At 32.9% G+C, this 21,947-nt stretch carries 21 protein-coding genes and 1 tRNA gene; 19 read left to right on the plus strand and 3 right to left on the minus strand.

What is annotated here, in order from left to right:
• The first annotated feature begins 124 nt into the window (after window positions 1–124).
• Window positions 125–1,510, plus strand: coding sequence for a chromosomal replication initiator protein DnaA (gene dnaA, locus AACL09_RS02620; RefSeq protein WP_339048735.1), 1,386 nt, complete (start codon window positions 125–127; stop codon window positions 1,508–1,510).
• A 5-nt stretch (window positions 1,511–1,515) separates the two neighbouring features.
• Window positions 1,516–2,685, plus strand: coding sequence for a SurA N-terminal domain-containing protein (locus tag AACL09_RS02625; RefSeq protein ID WP_339048737.1), 1,170 nt, complete (start codon window positions 1,516–1,518; stop codon window positions 2,683–2,685).
• A gap of 33 nt (window positions 2,686–2,718) precedes the next feature.
• Here the strand turns inward: AACL09_RS02625 and AACL09_RS02630 are convergent, their stop codons facing one another.
• On the minus strand, window positions 2,719–4,191 hold the full coding sequence (locus AACL09_RS02630) for a hypothetical protein (protein WP_339048739.1): 1,473 nt from the start codon (window positions 4,189–4,191) through the stop codon (window positions 2,719–2,721).
• 164 nt (window positions 4,192–4,355) lie between these two features.
• Between AACL09_RS02630 and AACL09_RS02635 the strand changes: the two genes are divergently transcribed.
• From AACL09_RS02635 to nuoF, 4 genes are all read left to right on the plus strand, one after another.
• On the plus strand, window positions 4,356–4,943 hold the full coding sequence (locus tag AACL09_RS02635; protein WP_339048741.1) for a protocatechuate 3,4-dioxygenase: 588 nt from the start codon (window positions 4,356–4,358) through the stop codon (window positions 4,941–4,943).
• A gap of 67 nt (window positions 4,944–5,010) precedes the next feature.
• A complete protein-coding gene (locus AACL09_RS02640) occupies window positions 5,011–6,216 on the plus strand; it encodes a hypothetical protein (RefSeq protein WP_339048743.1) in 1,206 nt (401 codons plus the stop codon).
• 49 nt (window positions 6,217–6,265) lie between these two features.
• Entirely contained in the window at window positions 6,266–6,511 is a 246-nt protein-coding gene (locus AACL09_RS02645) for a hypothetical protein (protein ID WP_339048745.1), read from the plus strand.
• 14 nt (window positions 6,512–6,525) lie between these two features.
• Window positions 6,526–7,800, plus strand: a complete 1,275-nt coding sequence (nuoF, locus tag AACL09_RS02650; protein WP_339048747.1) for an NADH-quinone oxidoreductase subunit NuoF — start codon at window positions 6,526–6,528, stop codon at window positions 7,798–7,800.
• 65 nt (window positions 7,801–7,865) lie between these two features.
• On the opposite strand, the gene AACL09_RS02655 is transcribed toward nuoF, so the two are convergent.
• Window positions 7,866–8,279, minus strand: a complete 414-nt coding sequence (locus AACL09_RS02655) for a DedA family protein (protein ID WP_339048749.1) — start codon at window positions 8,277–8,279, stop codon at window positions 7,866–7,868.
• Window positions 8,280–8,400: 121 nt separating this feature from the next.
• Between AACL09_RS02655 and AACL09_RS02660 the strand changes: the two genes are divergently transcribed.
• Genes AACL09_RS02660 through bioD form a run of 6 tightly spaced genes read left to right on the plus strand, consistent with a single transcriptional unit; the run spans window position 8,401 to window position 13,437 of the window.
• Window positions 8,401–9,000, plus strand: coding sequence for a peroxiredoxin (locus AACL09_RS02660; protein ID WP_339048750.1), 600 nt, complete (start codon window positions 8,401–8,403; stop codon window positions 8,998–9,000).
• 6 nt (window positions 9,001–9,006) lie between these two features.
• A complete protein-coding gene (gene trxB, locus AACL09_RS02665; protein WP_339048752.1) occupies window positions 9,007–9,960 on the plus strand; it encodes a thioredoxin-disulfide reductase in 954 nt (317 codons plus the stop codon).
• The gene (bioB, locus tag AACL09_RS02670; protein WP_410519824.1) at window positions 9,923–10,912 is read left to right on the plus strand and encodes a biotin synthase BioB; all 990 of its coding nucleotides are present in this window, start codon (window positions 9,923–9,925) and stop codon (window positions 10,910–10,912) included. Before trxB ends, bioB begins: the two co-directional genes overlap by 38 nt.
• A 17-nt stretch (window positions 10,913–10,929) precedes the next feature.
• Window positions 10,930–12,078 carry an 8-amino-7-oxononanoate synthase gene (locus AACL09_RS02675; RefSeq protein WP_339048754.1) on the plus strand — a complete coding sequence of 383 codons (1,149 nt, stop codon included), beginning with the start codon at window positions 10,930–10,932 and terminating at the stop codon, window positions 12,076–12,078.
• Window positions 12,079–12,109: 31 nt separating this feature from the next.
• Window positions 12,110–12,853 carry a methyltransferase domain-containing protein gene (locus tag AACL09_RS02680; RefSeq protein WP_339048756.1) on the plus strand — a complete coding sequence of 248 codons (744 nt, stop codon included), beginning with the start codon at window positions 12,110–12,112 and terminating at the stop codon, window positions 12,851–12,853.
• On the plus strand, window positions 12,838–13,437 hold the full coding sequence (gene bioD / locus AACL09_RS02685; RefSeq protein ID WP_339048758.1) for a dethiobiotin synthase: 600 nt from the start codon (window positions 12,838–12,840) through the stop codon (window positions 13,435–13,437). The genes AACL09_RS02680 and bioD overlap by 16 nt, the downstream gene beginning before the upstream one ends.
• Window positions 13,438–14,004: 567 nt before the next feature.
• On the opposite strand, the gene AACL09_RS02690 is transcribed toward bioD, so the two are convergent.
• The gene (locus tag AACL09_RS02690) at window positions 14,005–14,892 is read right to left on the minus strand and encodes an ankyrin repeat domain-containing protein (protein ID WP_339048760.1); all 888 of its coding nucleotides are present in this window, start codon (window positions 14,890–14,892) and stop codon (window positions 14,005–14,007) included.
• A 96-nt stretch (window positions 14,893–14,988) separates the two neighbouring features.
• Between AACL09_RS02690 and AACL09_RS02695 the strand changes: the two genes are divergently transcribed.
• From AACL09_RS02695 to AACL09_RS02725, 7 genes are all read left to right on the plus strand, one after another.
• A complete protein-coding gene (locus AACL09_RS02695) occupies window positions 14,989–16,203 on the plus strand; it encodes an iron-containing alcohol dehydrogenase (protein ID WP_339048762.1) in 1,215 nt (404 codons plus the stop codon).
• 33 nt (window positions 16,204–16,236) lie between these two features.
• On the plus strand, window positions 16,237–17,028 hold the full coding sequence (gene lgt, locus AACL09_RS02700; RefSeq protein ID WP_339048764.1) for a prolipoprotein diacylglyceryl transferase: 792 nt from the start codon (window positions 16,237–16,239) through the stop codon (window positions 17,026–17,028).
• Window positions 17,025–18,311, plus strand: a complete 1,287-nt coding sequence (gene bioA / locus AACL09_RS02705; protein ID WP_339048766.1) for an adenosylmethionine--8-amino-7-oxononanoate transaminase — start codon at window positions 17,025–17,027, stop codon at window positions 18,309–18,311. Before lgt ends, bioA begins: the two co-directional genes overlap by 4 nt.
• Before the next feature lie 414 nt (window positions 18,312–18,725).
• Entirely contained in the window at window positions 18,726–19,907 is a 1,182-nt protein-coding gene (locus AACL09_RS02710) for a hypothetical protein (RefSeq protein ID WP_339048768.1), read from the plus strand.
• A 74-nt stretch (window positions 19,908–19,981) separates the two neighbouring features.
• Window positions 19,982–21,064, plus strand: coding sequence for a recombinase RecA (gene recA, locus AACL09_RS02715; protein WP_339048769.1), 1,083 nt, complete (start codon window positions 19,982–19,984; stop codon window positions 21,062–21,064).
• 103 nt (window positions 21,065–21,167) lie between these two features.
• Window positions 21,168–21,241: transfer RNA gene (locus tag AACL09_RS02720), tRNA-Arg, on the plus strand.
• 102 nt (window positions 21,242–21,343) lie between these two features.
• Window positions 21,344–21,946: an ABC transporter substrate-binding protein gene (locus tag AACL09_RS02725; RefSeq protein WP_339048771.1), complete on the plus strand. Its 603-nt coding sequence runs from the start codon at window positions 21,344–21,346 to the stop codon at window positions 21,944–21,946.
• The last annotated feature ends 1 nt before the right edge of the window (window position 21,947 follow it).

Here is a 21,947-nt window from a genome sequence, read left to right on the forward strand (position 1 = left end):
GCTTTACAACTAATAAATAAAACATCATAATGATAATAATCTGTAACTTTTGTTAATTTATACAAATAGTTTTAATCAATATTTTATTTTAAGAGCTAAATTTTTATTATATTTTGGTGTATTTATGAATTTAACTAGCCCTAAAGTTGCAAGTGTATTCTGTGACCACATTATTGCCATTGATGATTGCAATAACATTTGGGAAAGGATACAAAATCAACTTCGTAAGCTTTATGGGGAGGCTATTTTTAATAGTTGGATTGGCTTTTTAAAATTCATCAGTAATAACAATGGAGAAGTGTTACTTTCAGCTCCAACTAGATTTATTAAGGAATGGATATCGATACATTATATAGATAAAATACTATCTCTATGGCAGAGTGAAGATAATACCATACGTTCACTTGATGTTCGAGTTATTAAGGAAGAGAGTAATGTTGTAGATAAGGAAGGCTATAAAACCATTACTACTAGTTATGATAATTTATCTTCTCCATTAGATCCAAGATTTACTTTTGATAATTTTGTTGTTGGCAAGCCAAATGAGCTTGCGTTCACTGCAGCAAAGCGTATTGCTGAATCTTCTGCTTCTATTCTTGGAAGTAATCCTTTGTTCTTATATGGTGGTGTAGGGCTGGGTAAAACACATCTAATGCATGCTATTGCATGGCATATTGTTAATTCTTCAAGTAAAAGAAAGGTAGTGTATTTATCAGCAGAAAAATTTATGTACCAATACATAACAGCATTAAGAAATAGGGATATCATGGTGTTTAAGGAGCAATTTCGCTCAACTGATGTGCTTATGATAGATGATGTACAATTCATCAGTGGTAAAGACAGTACTCAAGAAGAATTCTTTCATACTTTTAATGCATTAATTGATCAAAACAAACAGTTGGTAATTTCCGCTGATAGATCGCCAAGTAGCTTAAATGGAGTTGAGGATAGAATAAAGTCACGTTTAGGGTGGGGATTGGTAGCAGACATTAATGACACAACTTTTGAGCTTAGGTTAGGAATATTACAGTCTAAAGTAGAAAATATGGAAGCTGATATTCCTGATGGGGTGCTTGAATTTTTAGCAAAAAATATAAAGTCTAATGTTAGGGAGCTAGAAGGAGCATTAAACAAGGTTATGGCTCACTCTTTATTAAATGGTAAAAATATAACTATAGAATTAGCTAATGATACTCTATCGGATCTTTTACGTTCAAATTACAAAACGATCTCAATTGATGAAATACAGAAAAAAGTATCTGAGTTTTTCAAGATAAAATTGTCAGATATATATTCAATCAAAAGAACTCGCAATCTATCTAGACCAAGACAAGTTGCAATGTACTTAGCAAAGATACTAACACAGAAAAGCTTACCTGATATTGGTAGAAGTTTTGGTGGTAGAGACCATACAACTATCATTCATGCGGTAAGACAAATAGAGAATTTAATAAAAACTGACGTGAATCTTGCAAATGATGTTAATTTATTAATTAAAATGTTAAGATAAACAAAATGAATAAGTTAGTAATCATCTTTCTCTCACTATCCTGTATATTTACAAGTGTATTTGCTTCAGTTAAAACCGTTGCTACTGTTAATGGAGAGTTAATTTCAAGTCTGGATGTTGAGAAACGTATATTATCTATGGAGCATCTTGGTATCAAAACAGATCAAAAGCAAGTTTTACAAAGCTTAATAGATGAAGTATTAATTGAAAATCAGGCAAAAAAACTTAAAATCTCTGTCAGTAACAATGAATTAAATGATGAAATTCCCTTATTTTTTAAAAGATTTAAGCTAAATTATGATGAATCTATAAAGCAAGTTAAAAATAATGATATAGATTATGATTCAATAATAAAGCAGATAAAATCCCAACTATTGTGGAGTAAAATCTCTGAATTAAAGATATTGTCTTTTATCAATATTAGTAATGAGGAAGTAAACAATATTGCACAACAAATAGATAGAGCAAGTGTGATTATTAATGCTTTAGAAATACTAATACCTAATAAATCTAATAGTTCATATAACACCGCTGTTAACATAGTTCAAAAATTACGTAATAATGAAAGCCTTGAGGCAATTGTAAAAGATTATACTGAGTTCTCAGTATCTGTACAAAAAGAAGCGTTAAGTATAATGCAGTTGCCTTCTAAGTTACAAAATATACTAGGAAGCTTAAATGTTGATGATATTAGCGATCCAATTGCTGTAGATGGTGCATACTTAGTAGTAAAAGTTACTGATAAAATAAAATTTGATCCATCACTGCTAGATGCGACTTTAAGCTTAAAGCAAATTTATCTATTAAATAACCAGGAAAGTTTTAAGGAATATTATGAAAAGCTAGATGATCTAAAAAGTCAGAAAGTGGACTGTTTAATGTTTGATAGAGTGGTAGAAAATTTAGGGTTACCAAAAGTAGAAAAAATTGAGGTAAAAATGGGGGAACTAGCTCCTTATATGCAAGCTCCTTTACAGAAGTTACAAGTAGGAGAGATAATAGATATTAAGGATAATAAAGGCAATCTAAGATTAATAATGCTGTGCAATATACAAAAAAAATATGTAGATCAGCGTGAATGGATAAAACAGAAGATTTATGAACAAAAAGTCTCAATGCAAAGTGCTATATATTTTGATAATATGCGAAAAAATGCTACTATAGTATTCAGCTAACGTTTTTTAAAATGCTTTCTGTTTTCTAAACCACTATAAGGTATTCATGTTAATAGCTATAAAACTTGGGCAAGAAGATGAATGTGATAAGAAATTTTTTGGCTGCTCCACACTTCCCTCAGTATAACTATTAGAAGATGAGCGTCTACCTTTATCAATATGATTATTAATTTTTTCTGGACTGCTTTCACCATCACTGATGCCACTGTCTATACGATGATCACTATCCTCAACACGATCTTCAGTAGATTTATTATTATCTTCCACTTGTGCTTTAGGAGGAGTTTGGACATCATCATCTTCCCAATAATCAGAGCCAGGTGTAGTACTGCCACTCTCTTCATCGGAATAACCCATATCCTCTGCTCTTTTCTTTAACTGACTTTTCAAATTTAAACTTTCATCATTTTCAGGAGCTTTGAAACGCTGCCTTATTTCTTCATCAGTAAAGTGCCTTAACTTTGTATTCTTTCTTATATCTTCAAGGAGCTCATTCCTATTACCACTTTTGCTATATTTATCCTTCTCACTCTCGTCAATGCACTCTAACTTCGTTTGGCTGATATCTTTTATATGTTGCAATTGATCTATACCTTTAGGCTTATCAACTGAGAAACTATTCTCAGGCATAGGAGGCGGTGGTGGAGGTGCTTGAAACTCAGAAGCAACACTGTTTGGTTGTTGATCTATTTTTTCTTTATCATTCTTAATGTTGTTTCGTTCATTAGAATTGCTTTGTTTTGCAGCTTGAGATTGAGATAAAACTTTAGAGTTATCATATATGACAATAGGCATGGAAGGAAGAATAAGCATAGTAGATTTGCTTGGATTACTGATATTCTGTGATTGAGGCAAAGTTTTAGACTTACTACCCGTATTAATTCCGTATATAGAAGAAGTTGAATTTTTCTGTGGCTGATGAGAATTTGAAGTATTGTTTGACTGTTGGTTCGTTCTACTTGTTATAGAAGGGTTAGATACAGCAAAACATCCTGTACCAGATACTTGAGGAGTACCAGGGCTTCTTAAGAGCTGGTTACTTGATTTCTCATCATTTGAAGCCAAGCTTAATTTATTCTGCTCAACATCTTGAACAATTTTAGGAGTTAAAATCTCTTTATCTGTTTCAGGTACACAAGAAATGTATTGCTGTGTGTCATATTTTTTATTAGGGATGGATTGATTATTAAAATCAATAGGGTTAAGGTTTTTTAGATTATCTTCTAATCTTATAAGCTTTTCGTTAGTGCTGCAAGCAGTTCCTTTTTTAGGAGCACCCCTTCTATGAGTGATATTATTACAAATAGCATAAGCATTATAAGCAGAGAGCATTGTACATGTAGCAAAACCAATAGAGCATAGTAAGAATAACGGGCTACCAATACCTACTGTTACTAAACTATAAACGATACCTGTAACAGAGAACAAAGAGGCAAATATAAAGAGAGTAAGTGAAAAAACATGTAATAGATTGTTAGTTTGTTTATACTGCTTATACCTTTCCATCTTGAATCCCCCTTTTGCAACTATTGTAGTTAAGAAGATGACAAACTATGTCAATAGAATGATCTTCTAAATTTAAGTTTTTCGTTCTTCAGTATTTACATAAAGTTTACAAAAAATCCAAATTTAGGTATAAGTTTAGATAATATATTTTAGGTTGTAAAGGGATGAAATATTATAGGTTATTTTTTATCTGCTTTCTACTATATGGTAGAGTTTTATTTGCGTCAAATTTTGCTGAAACGAAATGCACTGAAACTCCTGAGAGTTATGACTTAGAAAACAAGCCGGAAGAGTTTAATTCATCAAATAATTTAAGACGTAAAGCTGGCTCTGCAGATATAGCTAAAGGGGAGTTAATATATATAAGAGGAAAAGTAACAGACATAAATTGTGTGCCAGTACAAAATGCAGTGGTATTTATATGGCAAGCTGATGCGAATGGAATTTATCAAAACATAAAAGATGCAAGTAATGCTGACCCAAATTTTTTAGGTTCAGGAAAATATATTACAAATAATATGGGCTATTATAATTTTATTACTGTCATGCCAGGTAATTATCAAAATATTAATTTCCTTATACAACATCCTGATTTTGCTGAATTACATACAAAAATGTTTTTCTCTGATAACTCAAAATCAGAAGATTTCATAGAGCAGCTTGCAGCTCCTTACACAGTAGACAAAAATGGCATAAAAACATATAGGTTCAATATTGTCCTTGGGGGGCATAATAAGTATATAACTTATTAGTTGTGTAAAATTGTTAATAACGCTACACTTTAGTAACAGAACAAATGTTTAAAAAGGGGGATAGGTTATGCCAGGAAAAGGTAAAGATAAAAATAAAAGAGCAACTAGTAGTGGTAACTCTCCTATTGGACAACAAGGAGATATAACTAAGACAAACTTAGAAAAAGAACAGACGACTCCAACAGAAAAAGATGAGTCTATTGAAAGTACTGCTACTAATAATGACAATATTCTTGAACAACAACAAAATATAACTGCTCGTAATGTAAGTGGCAAAGAGGATTCAATAAGCGAAAAAACTTCAATTGAACTTGATTTTGATGCAAAAAGTTTAGACGAAGATATTGAGCAAACAAATAAAACTAATGTTGATAATCCACAGGTAGGTCAGGATAGCGGTTTCAATGAGCTACCCTTTTCTGAACATGGTGGATCCGATGATATAGAAGTAGTTAGTGCTGATGGTGCTCATACAAAATTAGATAGTGATGGTGAAAATAAAAGCGTTAAACAAACAAGCGAGGCTCGTAATGAGATAAAAGTAGATCAAGTTAGTACAGTACAAAGCCCTGTAAGTACTGAGGCTGATTATGCTACTCCTCTTGAGCGTAGTGAATCTAGTAATACAAAAACAATTAATAATGATAACTCTGTAAGACAGGAAGATGATATTGATAATGATACAGATGAACGTGAACTAGAAGATGATTCAAAACCAGAAGAAAAAAGTAATTTAATTCTAACCACAGTACATTCTTCTGATGATGAAGATTTGAGTGCTGATGATACAAGTAAGCCTGAGCTAAAAGAAGAAGAAAATGAGCATGAAGTAGAAAAAAATATAAGGGCTCAATCGAGAAAAGAGTCTCTTAGTGATGGTGAAAGTTTAATTGATAGTACTCCTGATTCTAGCACGCCTCATACAAAAACTTCGCGTATGAGTAAAGATAGTAGTATTTTAAGTGATCATAATTCTCCAAAAAAGAAAGTGTCTAAATCACTATTTACTAATTTTTCTAAAGGGCAAAAGATCTTTTTAGGTTTAACGATATTTTCTATGATTGCTTCTACTTTATCGTTATCTTTGTTGCTTTTTAAAATTGACAAGTTACATAGTGCTGTAGCGTTGGCTATTTCTGGTACTTTTATGATTGCTTTTGGTTCAATTTTTTTGTGTTATTCAAATGATAGATCTAAAAAAAATGATCCACTAAGTAAGTTTGATTCTAATGGAGTAGAAATGTTAATGCCAGAAAGTAAAAAAAACAAATAGCCAAAACTTTATAAACGAATAAAATGTTGCGGTAGTAACTGTAATTTCTATGAAACATTTCTTCTATGATGCAAGTCGTTTGGCTGTGTCTTTTACTGGTATAGTTTTAGATACTGTGGTATGCAGTGTACAGAAGTTAAAATCTGGTATGTTTACTTGTCTTAATGATGAGTTGGTAAATCGTGATGAATTTTCAGCTTTAAGTGAAGTAGTAAAAGAAACTGCTGTTAAACAAAGTGAGATAGAAAAAAAGCTAGACAATTTAAAAGACCAGCTTATTAAAGATCCAAAGTAATGTATATATAATGTATGCTAAAAGAAGAAGATAGAATATTTACTAACTTAAATGGCAAAGAAAGTCCATTTTTAAGCGCTGCCAAAAAGCGTGGTGCTTGGCAGCAAACAAAAAAGTTTTTGGAGCTAAGTCCAGAAGATATCATAAATGAAATAAAAAAATCTGGATTGCGAGGCAGAGGAGGAGCTGGGTTTCCAACAGCTTTAAAATGGAGCTTTATGCCTAAAGAAAAATCAGATGATAAACCATCTTATCTGGTGGTAAATGCTGATGAATCTGAGCCAGGAACATGCAAGGATAGAGATATTATAAGGCATGAGCCGCATAAGTTAATAGAAGGAACATTACTTGCAAGCAAAGCAATAGGTGCATCTGTTGCATATATATATATTAGAGGCGAATTTTATAACGAGTATCAAGTATTAAAAAAAGCATTAGATGAAGCGTATAAAGCTGGACTAGTTGGCAAAAACGCTTGTGATTCAGGTTATGATCTAGATATTTTTATTCACAGAGGAGCTGGTGCTTATATATGTGGCGAAGAAACTGCTCAGCTTGAATCTATTGAAGGAAAAAAAGGCATGCCACGCCTTAAACCACCATTTCCTGCTGCTTCTGGGTTATTTGGCTGTCCCACTACAATAAATAATGTTGAGACTATCGCTGTTGTACCAGACATTTTAACACGTGGCGGTGACTGGTTTGCATCTTTAGGTAAGCCAAATAATACAGGTACTAAAGTGTTTTGTATCTCTGGGCATGTAAACAAGCCTTGTAACGTTGAAGAAGAAATGGGAATATCACTGCGAGAGATGATCGAAAAACATGCAGGTGGAGTACGTGGTGGTTGGGATAACTTACTTGCTGTAATACCTGGTGGATCTTCCGTACCTCTTATTCCTAAGTCAATATGTGATACTATAGAAATGGATTTTGATTCCTTAAGAACTGTACAATCTGGTCTTGGCACTGCAGCGGTTACAGTTATGGATAAATCTACAGACATTATTCAAGCGATAGAGAGGCTTTCTCATTTTTATATGCATGAGTCTTGTGGGCAATGCAGCCCTTGTCGAGAAGGTACAGGTTGGATGTGGAGAGTTATGAAGAGAATGGTTAAAGGTGACTCAACTACTGAAGAGATAGATAAATTACTAGATATTGCTAGCCAAGTAGAAGGGCATACTATATGTGCGCTTGGCGATGCAGCAGCATGGCCTATACAAGGGTTAGTTAGGCACTTTCGCCATGTTATAGAGGATAGGATAAAAACTTTTCACTTAGCTTAATTCTAGATTTTGAGATACAACACCATCTGCTCTTTTACAATTCTCTATTATATCTTTGTCTCAATCTAAATTGTATAAAATATTAGGTAAAGGAAATAAGAAGCATAAGAGATAAGTAAAGATGGAATTAAGTAATATAAGTTGAGCTTAAGGCGGCCAGAGACAACTGTTATTAAACTTCCAAAAATTGGTACCCAAGCTAAAAATATAATCAGACATATAATCACGCTTTTATAATAGTTAAATATTTTGTTAGTTTTATTGTATTTTAACCTAATATAAACCATTAACCTCCCTAGACACCAGTTAATTACTCCTCCTATGCAGGATCCCATTGTTGCTGTAACTAGCATTAAAAAATGATTATAAGTATTAAAATAAAGCATTGCTTTAAATATAAACGGTTCATTCAATGGCAAAATTAAAGATGAAATTAAACTGTCAGTGAATAAAAGACGATAAGCTTCTATATTATTCATTTGATGCGGTTTTACAATATAGCTGTTTCTTATAATATCTTATTTCTAAAGCAGCTTCAAAAAATATAAAAAGGTTGTACAATAACTTATTAATATATAATTTAGTAGTTTTAGGTATTTTATGAATCTTGTTACTAGATCAGCATTGGATTTTACTGCACCAGCAGTAATGGCAGATGGAGAAATAATAGATAATTTTTGTTTTAGTGAACAAGTAAAGGGGAAATATGCTGTTCTCTTTTTCTATCCACTAGACTTTACTTTTGTCTGCCCAACTGAACTGATCGCACTTAATAATAAGATTAGTGAATTTACGCATCGTGAAGTGGAAGTTATTGGTATTAGTGTGGATTCAAAATTTTCACATCATCATTGGCGTAAGGCACCTATTACCGAAGGAGGAATAGGGAAAATTAATTATTCTTTAGTTTCTGACATAAAAAAATCCATATCACGCGATTATGAAGTACTGCATGACGATGCAATAGCGCTGCGAGCAACTTTTATAATTGATGATAAGTTTGTGGTGCGTCACCAATCGATAAATGATCTACCTTTGGGTCGTAATATTGATGAGATTGTAAGAATAATTGATGCAATCAAGCACCATGAAGAGCATGGAGAAGTTTGCCCTGCCAACTGGAAAGAAGGTAAAGCTGCTATGCAGGCAAGCAGTGAAGGAGTATGTGATTACTTAACTTCACATAGTGAGGAGCTATAAATATATATGGCCTTACATGAAACAAAAGTTTTAATTATAGGTTCCGGAGCGGCAGGGTACACCGCTGCAATATATGCTGCTCGGGCAAATCTAAGTCCAATAGTTGTAACAGGCATGCAACCAGGGGGGCAGCTTACAATTACTACCGATGTGGAAAATTATCCCGGATTTGCAAAAGCTGTGCAAGGGCCATATCTTATGGAGCAGATGAGGCTACAAGCGGAAAATGTAGGAGCAAAGATTATAGAAGATGAAGTAAAGGGTGTAGAATGCATAGATGGTGGTAAATATAAATTTAAATCTTCTTCTTATGGGAATGAATATTTATCCAGTACACTTATAATTGCAACAGGAGCTGAGGCTAAATGGCTTGGAATAGAAAGCGAAGAAAAGTTTAAGGGCTATGGAGTTTCAGCTTGTGCAACTTGCGATGGCGCCTTTTTTAAAAAACAGAAAGTTGCAGTAATTGGCGGAGGTAATACTGCAGTTGAAGAGGCTTTATTTTTAACTAATCATGCAAGTGAGGTTGTGCTAATACATAGACGCGATCAGCTCAGAGCCGAAGAAGTTATGCAAGGCAGGTTATTTAATAATCCAAAAATTAAAGTTATTTGGGATCACGTTGTAGAAGAAATAGTTGGAGAAGAAAATCCCAAAAGAGTTACAGCAATGGTACTAAAATCTGTAAGAAATCAAGAGTTAAAGAAAATAGAAATTGATGGGATTTTTATTGCTATTGGTCATGCCCCTAATACTCATATATTTAAAAACTTAGTTAAAATTGATGATGCTGGTTATATAGTGACTCAGCTTGGAACAACAATTACAAGTAAAGCTGGGGTGTTTGCTGCTGGTGATGTGCAAGATAAAGTTTACCGTCAAGCTGTGGTTGCAGCTGGTAGTGGATGTATGGCTGCTTTGGATGCTGAAAGATTTATTAGAGATAAGACTACTGAATAAAGAGGCAAATGTGAAAAAGGAATGGAGTTTTGCTGAGGCAGATCAGATTTTTAATCTTCCATTTCCTGAACTGATCTACAAAGCACAAACTGTACACAGACAGCATTTTAATCCTAAAAAAATACAAGTTAGTACGCTCTTAAGTGTTAAAACAGGGAGCTGCCCAGAAAATTGCTCTTATTGTCCGCAATCAGCACATTATCAAACTGGATTAAAGAAAGAACCTTTGCTTGAAATCACTGAGGTAATTGAAGCAGCAAAACGTGCAAAGGTAGCTGGAAGTACTCGTTTCTGTATGGGTGCGGCTTGGCGTGGTCCACGTGATCAAGATCTAGAAATTGTGTGTGAGATGGTCAAAGAAGTAAAAAAGTTGGGTCTTGAGACTTGCGTAACTCTTGGGCTACTAAAACCTCATCAAGCTGACATGCTCAAAGAAGCCGGTTTAGATTTCTATAACCATAATGTTGATACATCCAAAGAGTATTATGATAAAGTTATAACAACGCGTACATTTGAGGATAGATTAAATACACTGAAATGTGTGCGTGCATCTGGTATCAAAGTTTGCTGTGGTGGCATTATTGGTATGGGTGAAACTAATGAAGATAGGGTAAAAATGCTGGTTCTTCTTGCTAATTTGGATGAACCTCCAGAGTCTGTACCGATTAATATGCTTATCAAAATTCCTGGAACTCCCCTTGAAAATGCAGCTGATGTAGATTCATTTGATTTTATACGTACTATCGGGGTAGCAAGAACTATAATGCCAAAATCATATATTCGTCTTTCAGCCGGAAGAGAAAAAATGTCAGATGAACTGCAAGCACTTTGTTTTCTTGCTGGTGCAAATTCAATTTTTTATGGAGAGAAGTTACTTACTGCTCAAAATCCGATACCTGAGAAAGATAATTATTTATTTCAGAAGCTGGGACTGCAGAAATTACAACATTAAGATTTTTTAAGGTTTTTATGTATGAGCTGTATTGTAAACATTGTAGTATACTAAAAGGTGAAGGTAAATATAGGCAGCTACCAAAGGCAGTTATCGATGAGAAATGTATCGATTTTTCTACAAATGATTATCTTGGTTTAAGTAAGTCAAAAGTGCTGTTTGCAGCAGCAAAACTTGCCGGAGAAAAATTTGGAGTGGGATCTACCGGCTCTAGATTACTTTCAGGTAACAAGCAAATATTTGAGGCTTTTGAAAGCCAAATTGCCGAAGATAAAAAAACTGAATCAGCCCTTATTTTAAATTCAGGATTTCAAGCTAATATTGCAGTGCTTGCTAGTTTGTTGGATCAGTCTGTGCTGGGAAACAAGCCTATTGTTTTTTTTGATAAATTAAACCACGCAAGTCTATATCAAGCTGTGTTTTTAAGCAAAGCTGAACTTATACGCTACCAGCATAATGATATGGATCATTTAAATAGTTTACTTGTGAAATTTGAAAGTGACCCAAGAGCGAAATTTATCGTCACTGAAACTATTTTTGGTATGGATGGGGATGTTGTGCCAATAGATACGGTTTTTGCTTTAAGTAAAAAACATAAGGCTTTTTTATATTTAGATGAGGCGCATGCCACAGGTATTGTGGGTGATAGAGGGTATGGTTTATCGACAAAAATCAACCTTAGTGAAATTCCCCATTTAGTTTTAGGTACCTTTAGTAAAGCTTTAGGGTGCTTTGGTGCATATGTTGCATGTTCTTATGCTGTAAAAGATTATCTTATTAACAAGTGTTCGGGATTTATCTACTCAACATCGCTCTCGCCCATGATAGTTGGAGCTGCAGCTAAGGCTTGGAGCTTAGTGCAAGATCTTGATAATGAGCGCCAAAATCTATCTTTAAAGGCTGAGGATATAAGAAAAAGATTAAAGGAGCTTGGGTTTAATACGGGCAACTCCACTACACATATTATACCAATAATTCTTGGTGATGAGAATATGGCTATAACTGCAAAAGCAGAGCTTTTAAAACAAGGATTTATTGTATCTGCTGTGCGCCCCCCTACTGTGCCACCTGGAACATCTAGATTGCGCATTGCACTGAATGTAAGTCATAGTAAAAGTGATTTAGATCACCTAATATGTGCTCTTAAACAGATTTTTAGTTTCTAAATTTTTCTAGTTATTTTATATATATAAAAAAATGCACATACAAAAAAACTTCAATAGAGCAAGTTCTTCTTACGACAGTGTAGCCTTTGTGCAAAAAAAATGTGCTGTGAAATTAGTTAGTGTCTTAACAAATTATTTCCCTAAATTTCATCCACAGTCTATTTTAGACTTAGGAACTGGTACAGGATACATTGCAGAAATTTTGCTAAAAAGTTTCCCAAAAAGTAAATATGCTTTAAATGATATCTCACTTAATATGCTTACAAAAGCAAAGAAGAAATTGATAGAGTATGAAAAGATACGTTTCATTTTAGATGATATGGAAACACAAAATTTTGGTTTCTATGATCTTGTCATTTCAAATCTAGCATTTCAGTGGGTAAATGATTTAAAAGATATGATAGAAAAAGCATATAAAAATTCAAGTGTTTTAGCTTTTTCCTGCCTGCTAGATGGCACATTTGATGAATGGTCTAAAATTTTTACAGAACTCTCGTTACCTGTTCCAACTTATAAGTATCCACTTAAACAAGGATTGGAAAACTATTTGCTTGCTTTAAATCCAGAAAAATATTTTTTTGACTCACAGGAATTTACATTGGAATTTGCAAATGCAAGTGAGTTTATTAAATATCTAAAAAATTTAGGGGCAAATCAAGGCAGCAAAGTAATACTTCCTTCTGACTTAAAACAAGTTATTAAAACATATACAGATAAAATTAATATCACTTATAAAGTGTTTTTTGGAGTTTTAAGTAAATGCAGATTTTCATAACCGGAACCGATACAAGCGTTGGCAAGACTCTTATAAGTAGCTGGATTTGCTTACATACTGGATATTCATACTTTAAACCCATTCAGACAGGAGCAGATAAAGATAGTGATGTAGTAAGTAAACTAGCTAATAGTAATATCTATGAAGAAAGTTATATTTATAAAAATCCTCTATCACCACACCTTGCAGCTTCATTAGAAAATAGCAGTATTGATATTAGCAGAATCAATTTGCCTAAAGAACGTAACTTAATTGTAGAAGGCGCTGGTGGAATTCTTGTACCGATTAATAAGATCATGTTTATGGTTGATTTAATCAAAAAACTCAACATTCCTGTAATTTTAGTTGCTCGTTCTACTCTTGGCACAATTAACCATACATTACTTAGCTTGGAGGCATTGCGCACGCGAGGCATCTCTATTTTGGGAGTAATTTTAAATGGATCACATAATCAAGACAATATTAAGGCCATAGAGTTTTATGGCAAAGTAGAAGTATTAGCTTCAGTTCCTAAATTACAAGAAGTAAGTAAGAAATCTCTAATGCAATTACCACTTCCAGATTGCTTAAAAAGTATAATTTAACTATAAAATAAATATTTAATTATAATCACATAATAAAAAAGAAAGAATTTAAAATATTCATAAGTAGTTGTTATATAATTCTCTGAATCATTATTTATTTTGATCTTATCTTTCAACCTTTTTCGACCTATTGTTGATTTAGTGCCAATCTGGAGAGAAAGCACGTGTACAACATCAGAGAGAGGAGCGTTTTTAGCCCTTTTCACGGATTCCCACCATGAAAGGACTACCAATTGATAATTGGAAGCGCTATGGCTATATGTTTTAAGGCATATAACTATAAGGATATCAACCCTTACTCTAGGCAAAAGAGCCTAAAATAGCTAAAACTATTCAGTAGGTCGCCAAAGATCCTATTCAGTATATTCAGATCTTTTTTTCCTATACATCTGCCACTTTAAAGGCCGCCTCTACAGCCTTGATCTCTCCAGATTGGCATTCTCTTTATATCATATACATTCACAACTATGGAAGCAGAAAATTTGCAGAATTTTATTATTTTTTCAAAAATTTTTAAATCCTACCCACAGCAACTGTTTTATGATCTGAATAATTAGGAAATTTATATCATATCTCCATACGTTGACGTTTTGCTAAAGGTTCTATTCCTTTTAATTGAGATTCAGCTAATGATGTGTTTGGACTTTGGTGAACATCTTTTAACTTGCTTAAGAATGTATTTGCTTTTTGAGCAAGAGATACAACACCTGCCCCTTTATCTTCTCGGGATTTTAGAGTGATATGATCTATAGTGTCTAATAAATACTCAGGCATAAAAGATAATTGCTCATCAGAGCCATACCCTTCTTCAATTGCTCCAAGCTCCTTAATTAATTTTTGTCTTTCAGTTTTGTTGTTTATATGTTTAGCAATAACTTCTGCATTTTCTTTTTTATCTCTGCTTTTGTTTGCTTCTATTAACTTACCTAAATTTGGCATTACTTTTACTGTTTCAAATGCTGTAAAGCAGCTTTGAAGGTCACCTTTTTCTCTAATTATTGCTAAATCTTCATTCTTTAGTTCTGCACCAAAAATTAAAAGTAGAAATAGAATCTCTGGGTTTGCATTAAATAGTATTGAAGCTAAAATTGTATCATTAGCATCTTTGTATGTGCATGTAGTATCAGGATTTGCACCTGCCTGTAGCAATAACTTCAATATATCTATTTTGTCTCTTTTATTTAATTTACCCATAAGCATAAATGTAATAGGTGTATAGATACGAACAATGGTACCATCATTAGATCTTTCAAAGTCAGTAAACTTATCATTAACATCTGCTTTATAATCTAAAAGTAGCTTTACAATATCTTTATTTTTTGTCATAGCTACAAATATAGCACTCATTCCATCATTCGTTTTAGCATTAACATCCGCGCCTTGCTCCAGTAAAGATCTTACTTTTCCTACGTTTCTATTTTTAATAGCCCTGATCAATTGTTTTTCAAGTGACATATTTTCCCCCTTTGAATCTTGTAAACTAATATATTATGCTATATTTTTTAAGCTTTAATTTCCATGTAAAAGAGGTATCTTCTTAAAAATTATAAAATGTATTGCAGTAAACAAATTATAAGTGATGGTGTTTTTGATCCTTGTTCAAATAAGCTACTTAAATTTTCTACAGAAAAGGTAGTGATAGAACAAGGTATTATAAGTGGTATAGATAGTATTATAAAATGCTATAACAGTAGCTACTTAATTGCAGATGAAAACACAATAAGACTTTTAGACAGCAAATTAGCTGCCAGCATCTCTCATCATGTTATTCCAGGTGATTCACCGCCTTCAAGTAGCCTGGTTGAACTTATTGTTAACAAAGCAAAAGATTTTAACACTTTAGTCGCTTTAGGCAGCGGCACTATAAATGATTTATGTAAGTATGCAAGCTATATAAGTGGTAAAGACTATATCCTCTTTCCCACTGCTGCCTCTATGAATGGCTATATGTCAGCAAGTGCATCAATACTTACCGGTGGCTATAAAAAGTCATTTCAGGCACATCTGCCTAAAGCAATATATATTGATTTGGATGTAGTGACAAACGCTCCATTTCGTCTTACGCGTAGTGGTTTTGCTGATTTTATCTGTCGCTCTACAGCACAAGCTGATTGGCTACTGTCACACCTTTTACTTAACACTGAATATAACAATTTGCCTTTTTCACTCTTACGCGATATCGAGCAAGAATTACTTAAAGAGTACCAAAAGTTAATTGCAAAAGATAAAGGCATTGTGATGCTGCTGATAGAAGCTCTTTTGTTGTCCGGGATTGGAATGACAATCAGTGGAGGAAGCCATCCTGCAAGTCAGGGAGAGCATATGATTGCCCATGCTATGGATGCAGTTTATGGTCATAACTTATTGCCTCTACATGGTGAGAAGATAGCTGTAACTACGCTCACCATGGCTAAGTTGCAAGAGGAAAAGTTACTGATTATACCAACGATAAAACCAACAGCAGCAAACGAAAAAGAAATCATTGAATGTTTTGGCAGTGATGAGTTTATAGAGATTTTTAATAATAAAAAAATTGACAAAGAAAAAGCTGAGCATTTAAACGATATAGTGCAAAAAAACTGGAATGAATTTTCTGAGGTGGTGAAAAAAAATCATATTCCATCTAAGGTATTGAAAAAGATATTTTGTGATCTGGGTATGGCAACTGATGCTAAAGATTTAGGTTGGGATACCGGTAAATATAAAAAAGTTGTTGATTTAGCTTTTGCTACACGTGATAGGTTTACTTTTCTTGACATTAAATAATTTGCTTATTTTATAAGAGTTTAATTAAAAAAGATGAATGTAATACTTTTTCCACATATTAACCCAGTGATTTTTAGTGTAGGTCCTATGTCCGTTCGGTGGTACTCCATTGCATATGTGCTTGGAATAATATTTGCACATTGGTATTTGCATAAAGTAGATAAGCATAAGATTTTTAGCCAAAAATTTCATGATTCTCTTCTTGCATGGTCGATTATAGGGGTAGTACTTGGGGGAAGGGTAGGGTACGTCTTCATCTATAACCTAAGCTATTATTTAAACTCACCAATAGAAATATTTAAAATATGGCATGGGGGAATGTCCTTTCATGGAGGATTGGTTGGGTGTATTATTGCAATTATAGCAGTATGTAAAAAACACAACGTTTCTGCATTGCTTGTCATGGATCTACTTGCTTGTGCAGCACCTATTGGACTGTTTTTAGGACGCATAGCGAATTTTATAAATGGAGAGCTATTTGGGAGAATCACTAATCTTCCTTGGGGTGTTGTTTTTCCAGGAGATGATCTAGCCCGTCATCCAAGCCAGTTATATGAGGCAGTAGGGGAGGGGCTTTTGCTTTTTATAATCCTAAACTTACTGCTGTTTTTTACAAATCTCAGGTCATACAGAGGGGCATTAACTGGAATTGGGATAACGTTTTACGCCGTCATTAGATTTTTAATTGAGTTTTTTCGTGAGCCTGATTTGCAAATTGGTTATCTTTTATTTAACTTAACAGCAGGACAGCTACTTTCAATACCTATGGTTGTAATTGGAATGATTATTATGACAATAAGTGTTAAAAACCCATCTAATTTATGAATTTAAGTGAACGCGATAAAAAAATTATATGGCATCCATTCACGCAAGAAAAAACAGCAGGATTTTCAATTGCAATTAAGAAAGCATTTGGATCATACCTTTACGATGAAAATGATAAATCATATTTAGATCTTATTTCTAGCTGGTGGGTGAATCTACATGGTCACGCTCATCCTGAGATTGCCAAAGCTATATATGAGCAAAGTATGACTTTAGAACACGTAATTTTTGCAGGATTTACTCATAAGCCTGCTGTTGAACTTTGTGAAAAATTATATACCTTGCTGCCCAACACTTTATCCAAATTCTTTTTTTCAGATAATGGTTCAACAGCTGTTGAGGTGGCTCTAAAAATGGCTTATCAGTATTGGTATAACCAGGGTGATATTGAAAGAACTATATTTTTAAGCTTTGAAGGAGGATATCATGGAGATACCTTTGGAGCAATGAGCGTGGGAGCTAAGTCTGGTTTTCACAATGCATTTGCAAAATTACTTTTTTCCGTAATGACAGTACCTTTTCCAGAAACGTGGGATGGAGATGAGGAAGTAGAAATTAAAGAGAAGCACGCACTTGATGTGCTGCAAAATCATTTAAATATATGCAGTGATAAAATTGCCGCATTGATTTTAGAACCCTTAGTACAAGGAGCAAGTGGCATGAAGATGTGTCGCCCAGAATTTATTAATAAAGTTATTCGTTTAGTACGTGAGTATAAGATTTTAGTAATTTTTGATGAAATTATGACCGGTTTTGGTCGCGCTGGTAGCAATTTTGCGTTTGAGCAAACTGAAATCATACCTGATTTTTTATGCCTTTCTAAAGGACTAACAGGAGGCTTTTTACCGCTTGCTCTAACTGTTACTACTGAAGAAGTTTATGAAGCATTTTTAGATAAAAGTTTCACCAAAGCTTTTGCCCATGGGCATTCTTATACTGCTAACCCTTTGGGCTGTGCAGCTGCAATTGCTTCTTTAAACCTATTAATGAAATCTAGTACTGCCAAATCAATTAAAAAAATTAATAATGCACATCAAGAAGGATTAGCTTTACTTAAAACTTGCGTAAATGTTAAACACACGCGTATTACTGGTACAATAGCAGCGTTTGATGTTTGTAATTATTCAACTGTACAAAAGTTAAAAATTGAATGTTTAGAGCAAGGGCTTTTAATCAGGCCTTTAGGCAATTCAGTTTATTTATTACCACCATATTCAATAAGCGATTTGGAGCTTATGGAAGCTTATGGAAAAATTCAAAATATCCTAAAGTTTATTATTTAACTTGAAAAAGTTGATAAAAATCAAAATACATAATAATTATTATGGAAAATAAAACACATACTTTTCATCTCTAATTTATAAAGCCCAGATCAAATCAAAAAATCTATTCATATAATGGATTTTTACGTACACCAGCTTAGACTAAAACAAATAATTTTAATCAATTTTTGATTCTATTTTTCAACATTTATTTTTATTTTGCTGCTTGATTTTTTCTATATCAAAAAACTTTAATGCCCCTACCCTTTCCATACTCATATAGCAAGCTTTACCTAATAAAAATCTATTTCTTTTTTGGCATCCGCACCTTTAAAAGCTTAAATTACTTATTTATTAAGTAATACACATTATTAAAATTGCATTTTTCATTAAGTATGCCACAATTAAGTATTGTAGAGGGACAATGCAAAGAAAATGACGAAATGCAAATGCAGTATAGAAATAAATGATACAAAATCTTTAAAAGAACATTTAAAGATAATAGGTAATAACTATTTTGACCAATATGCTGAGGATGGTTTAGAAGAGCGCATTAAATTTGAAATGTGCAAAATTTACCTCTATCATAAACATATAGGTAATAATCCACGTGTTAAGCTAGCTGAATATGATGCAACAGTACATTTAATAAAAGAGTGTACAAATCAATATAAGGAAATATTAAAAGAAAAAGAAGATTTTGAATTAGGGTGCAAATCTAGTTATCAATATTATAAAGAGCAAAAATATATCAAAGAGAATCAAAATACCAACTTTGCCCCACCTACAGGAATATCACTAGTTTCAATCGTATATTTTATCTCACGGATGTTCTTACTCGATTGGATTAAAGATGCTCAATTAAATCGAAACAAAGTCTATGTTCCTATAGCATTTACCTTATCAATTTTACTATTCAGTATCGCAAGTGCATTGATGCTGCATGCAGCAGGAATATCTACCCTACCCTTCTTGAAAAATGTTAATTTACCTACAGGTGCAAATGTTATAACTTTTCTTCCTATACATTTTAGTATAGCTATTGTATTTGCACTTGTTAGCACAGCATTCTTAGGGCTTGGTATACATAAGTTGAACAATGCAAAAACCATAAAAAGCACAATTAATTTAGTTTTTAAGAAAGTAGAAAGTAATGCTTTAGATAACTCATGTATAGATTGTAACTACAGCAGATTACATAGACGTTTAGTTCCAATTCTAGCTTCAATCTCGGTAGCATTAACCTTTGTTGCATTTATATTTGAAGTGCAAGCACTCTTACAGAGTAATGATTTTGACCGTTTAGGTATGGGTTATTTAAATAAAACATCTTTTCCATTGCATCTCGGTACATTCTTATGCATAGTCGCAGCAATTGGACTAGGTACACTTAGCATTTATAAGTATCTCAATAAAGAAGATAAAAAGATGATACAAGGCGATAAAAAAGGTGATTGTGAAAAAGTAAATGAATCTGAAAAAAAAGATTGTAAAAATAATAGTGAAAATAAAGAGGATCCTAATTTTTTAGGCCAAAATGTAGCTAAATTGCTAATACTTTGCAAGTTACCTAGGGCTTGCATAGAAAAATTTAATGCACAAGAACCTATTTCTTAAAATATTTACTTATAATGTATTTGCAGCTTCTGGTAATTAAATTATAATTAATCTTTAATTCTAAAAAGAAAATCATGACAGAAGCAGTAGATAAACAGATAAACAAAAACGGCATAAGTTCAGAGAAACAGAAAGCACTTGATAGTGCGATAAGTCAAATTGAAAGAGCCTTTGGTAAAGGTGCTATCATGAGGCTGAAACAAAATCCTGTGGAAAAAATTGACACTATATCTACTGGTTCTATTGCTCTTGACACAGCACTTGGTGTTGGTGGCTTGCCAAAAGGACGTATTATTGAAGTCTTTGGTCCAGAAAGCTCTGGAAAAACTACTTTAGCCCTACATGTAATTGCAGAAGCACAGAAAAAAGGTGGTGCTTGTGCATTTATCGATGCAGAGCATGCACTCGACGTACTGTATGCTGGTAAATTAGGTGTAAAAACTGATGACTTAGTTATTTCTCAACCAGATACAGGAGAGCAAGCATTACATATAGTTGAATATTTAGTTTGCTCTGGTGCAGTTGATGTGATAGTTGTTGACTCTGTTGCTGCTTTAACACCGAGAGCTGAAATTGAGGGAGATATGGGAGATCAGCATATGGGACTGCAGGCAAGGCTTTTAAGTCATGCTTTGCGTAAGTTGACTTCTGCTGTATCAAAAGCAAATTGTATATTGCTATTTATAAATCAAATTCGCATGAAAATAGGTGTAGTATATGGCAATCCTGAAACAACAACAGGTGGAAATGCACTAAAATTTTACACTTCAATTAGGCTCGATATACGCAAGGTTAGCTCTATTAAAGATAAGGATATTATAGTTGGCAATCAAACTAAGGTTAAAGTAGTTAAAAATAAAGTAGCTCCTCCATTTAGGCAAGCTGATTTTGATATAATGTATAATGAAGGTATATCAAAATTGGGTGAAGTAATAGATATGGGAGTAAAGTTTGGTTTTATTGAAAAAGCTGGTTCTTATTACTCTTATAATAACATACGCCTGGGGCAAGGAAGAGAAAATGTAAAAAGTTATTTAAAGCAAAATCAAAGTACTATAGATGAGATAGAAAAAAAAATTAGGGATTATATATCAAATGATAATTCTATCGTTATCAATAGCAGTAGCCAACTTCTAGAGGAGGAAGCTGTTTTTTAATTAAAGCTTTAGATTTTTTATATAATCAATATAAAAACTTCTGCTATTTTTATTTCTTTCTAATTTTATAGAAATGACTTATATTAAGTTCATTTTTTAATGAGGGGCCGTAGCTCAGTAGGATAGAGCACTAGATTCCTAATCTGGGGGTCGTGCGTTCGAATCGCACCGGTCCCATTTTCTCTACTGTTAATTAATTTTTATTTTTCATCGGTTATTTTATTAAGAATATAGGTAGCGGTAATGAATATGAGGCTTTTTATAAATTTTGTAATCTTTATGTTTTTATTGATTATAAATAGTAATTGTTTTGCAAAACAAGCAACCTTAATTAGCCAAATAGAAAAGCCAGATGTAGCAGAAGATTTAAGTAGATCTCGTGACTTTATACGCTCCCTTAATTATCAAATAAATAGTATATCTAATGAGTCTAAGGAGTATTCTTATCAAGAGCTAAGAAAAATAGTAGAAGAGAATATTGATATTCAAAAAATGGCAAAGCTTGTTATAGGAAAACATTGGCAATTAGCAAATGCAGAGGAAAAAGAAGCTTTTATTCAAGAATACAGTATTTACTTAGAACATTTATATGTTAATAATTTATATAAATTTAAAGGCAATAAGGTTACGATAATCGGTAATCGATATTTAGGAAACAATGGCTATTTAGTAAGTACAAGATTCAGTAGTAATGATGATTTTATCAATATGAATTATAAACTTAGAAAATCTGATGATTCATTTTATATAACTGATATTACAGTTAATGGTATTAGTGTTGTTGTAACACAACGTTTAAAGTTTGAACAAAAAATAGAAGAGCATGGACTTAAAAATATTATAGCTACTTTAAAACAATCTAACCTCAACAATAATTTTTAAA

The sequence above is a fragment of the Candidatus Mesenet endosymbiont of Phosphuga atrata genome (genome assembly GCF_964020175.1).
In the GTDB taxonomy this organism is placed as follows: Bacteria; Pseudomonadota; Alphaproteobacteria; order Rickettsiales; family Anaplasmataceae; genus Mesenet.

Excerpts from the sequence above, each read along its gene's own strand:
- dnaA (WP_339048735.1), top strand. The coding sequence starts at position 125 with ATGAATTTAACTAGCCCTAAAGTTGCAAGTGTATTCTGTGACCACATT.
- AACL09_RS02625 (WP_339048737.1), top strand. The coding sequence starts at position 1,516 with ATGAATAAGTTAGTAATCATCTTTCTCTCACTATCCTGTATATTTACA.
- AACL09_RS02630 (WP_339048739.1), bottom strand. The coding sequence starts at position 4,191 with ATGGAAAGGTATAAGCAGTATAAACAAACTAACAATCTATTACATGTT.
- AACL09_RS02635 (WP_339048741.1), top strand. The coding sequence starts at position 4,356 with ATGAAATATTATAGGTTATTTTTTATCTGCTTTCTACTATATGGTAGA.
- AACL09_RS02640 (WP_339048743.1), top strand. The coding sequence starts at position 5,011 with ATGCCAGGAAAAGGTAAAGATAAAAATAAAAGAGCAACTAGTAGTGGT.
- AACL09_RS02645 (WP_339048745.1), top strand. The coding sequence starts at position 6,266 with ATGAAACATTTCTTCTATGATGCAAGTCGTTTGGCTGTGTCTTTTACT.
- nuoF (WP_339048747.1), top strand. The coding sequence starts at position 6,526 with ATGCTAAAAGAAGAAGATAGAATATTTACTAACTTAAATGGCAAAGAA.
- AACL09_RS02655 (WP_339048749.1), bottom strand. The coding sequence starts at position 8,279 with ATGAATAATATAGAAGCTTATCGTCTTTTATTCACTGACAGTTTAATT.
- AACL09_RS02660 (WP_339048750.1), top strand. The coding sequence starts at position 8,401 with ATGAATCTTGTTACTAGATCAGCATTGGATTTTACTGCACCAGCAGTA.
- trxB (WP_339048752.1), top strand. The coding sequence starts at position 9,007 with ATGGCCTTACATGAAACAAAAGTTTTAATTATAGGTTCCGGAGCGGCA.
- bioB (WP_410519824.1), top strand. The coding sequence starts at position 9,923 with ATGCTGAAAGATTTATTAGAGATAAGACTACTGAATAAAGAGGCAAAT.
- AACL09_RS02675 (WP_339048754.1), top strand. The coding sequence starts at position 10,930 with ATGTATGAGCTGTATTGTAAACATTGTAGTATACTAAAAGGTGAAGGT.
- AACL09_RS02680 (WP_339048756.1), top strand. The coding sequence starts at position 12,110 with ATGCACATACAAAAAAACTTCAATAGAGCAAGTTCTTCTTACGACAGT.
- bioD (WP_339048758.1), top strand. The coding sequence starts at position 12,838 with ATGCAGATTTTCATAACCGGAACCGATACAAGCGTTGGCAAGACTCTT.
- AACL09_RS02690 (WP_339048760.1), bottom strand. The coding sequence starts at position 14,892 with ATGTCACTTGAAAAACAATTGATCAGGGCTATTAAAAATAGAAACGTA.
- AACL09_RS02695 (WP_339048762.1), top strand. The coding sequence starts at position 14,989 with ATGTATTGCAGTAAACAAATTATAAGTGATGGTGTTTTTGATCCTTGT.
- lgt (WP_339048764.1), top strand. The coding sequence starts at position 16,237 with ATGAATGTAATACTTTTTCCACATATTAACCCAGTGATTTTTAGTGTA.
- bioA (WP_339048766.1), top strand. The coding sequence starts at position 17,025 with ATGAATTTAAGTGAACGCGATAAAAAAATTATATGGCATCCATTCACG.
- AACL09_RS02710 (WP_339048768.1), top strand. The coding sequence starts at position 18,726 with ATGACGAAATGCAAATGCAGTATAGAAATAAATGATACAAAATCTTTA.
- recA (WP_339048769.1), top strand. The coding sequence starts at position 19,982 with ATGACAGAAGCAGTAGATAAACAGATAAACAAAAACGGCATAAGTTCA.
- AACL09_RS02725 (WP_339048771.1), top strand. The coding sequence starts at position 21,344 with ATGTTTTTATTGATTATAAATAGTAATTGTTTTGCAAAACAAGCAACC.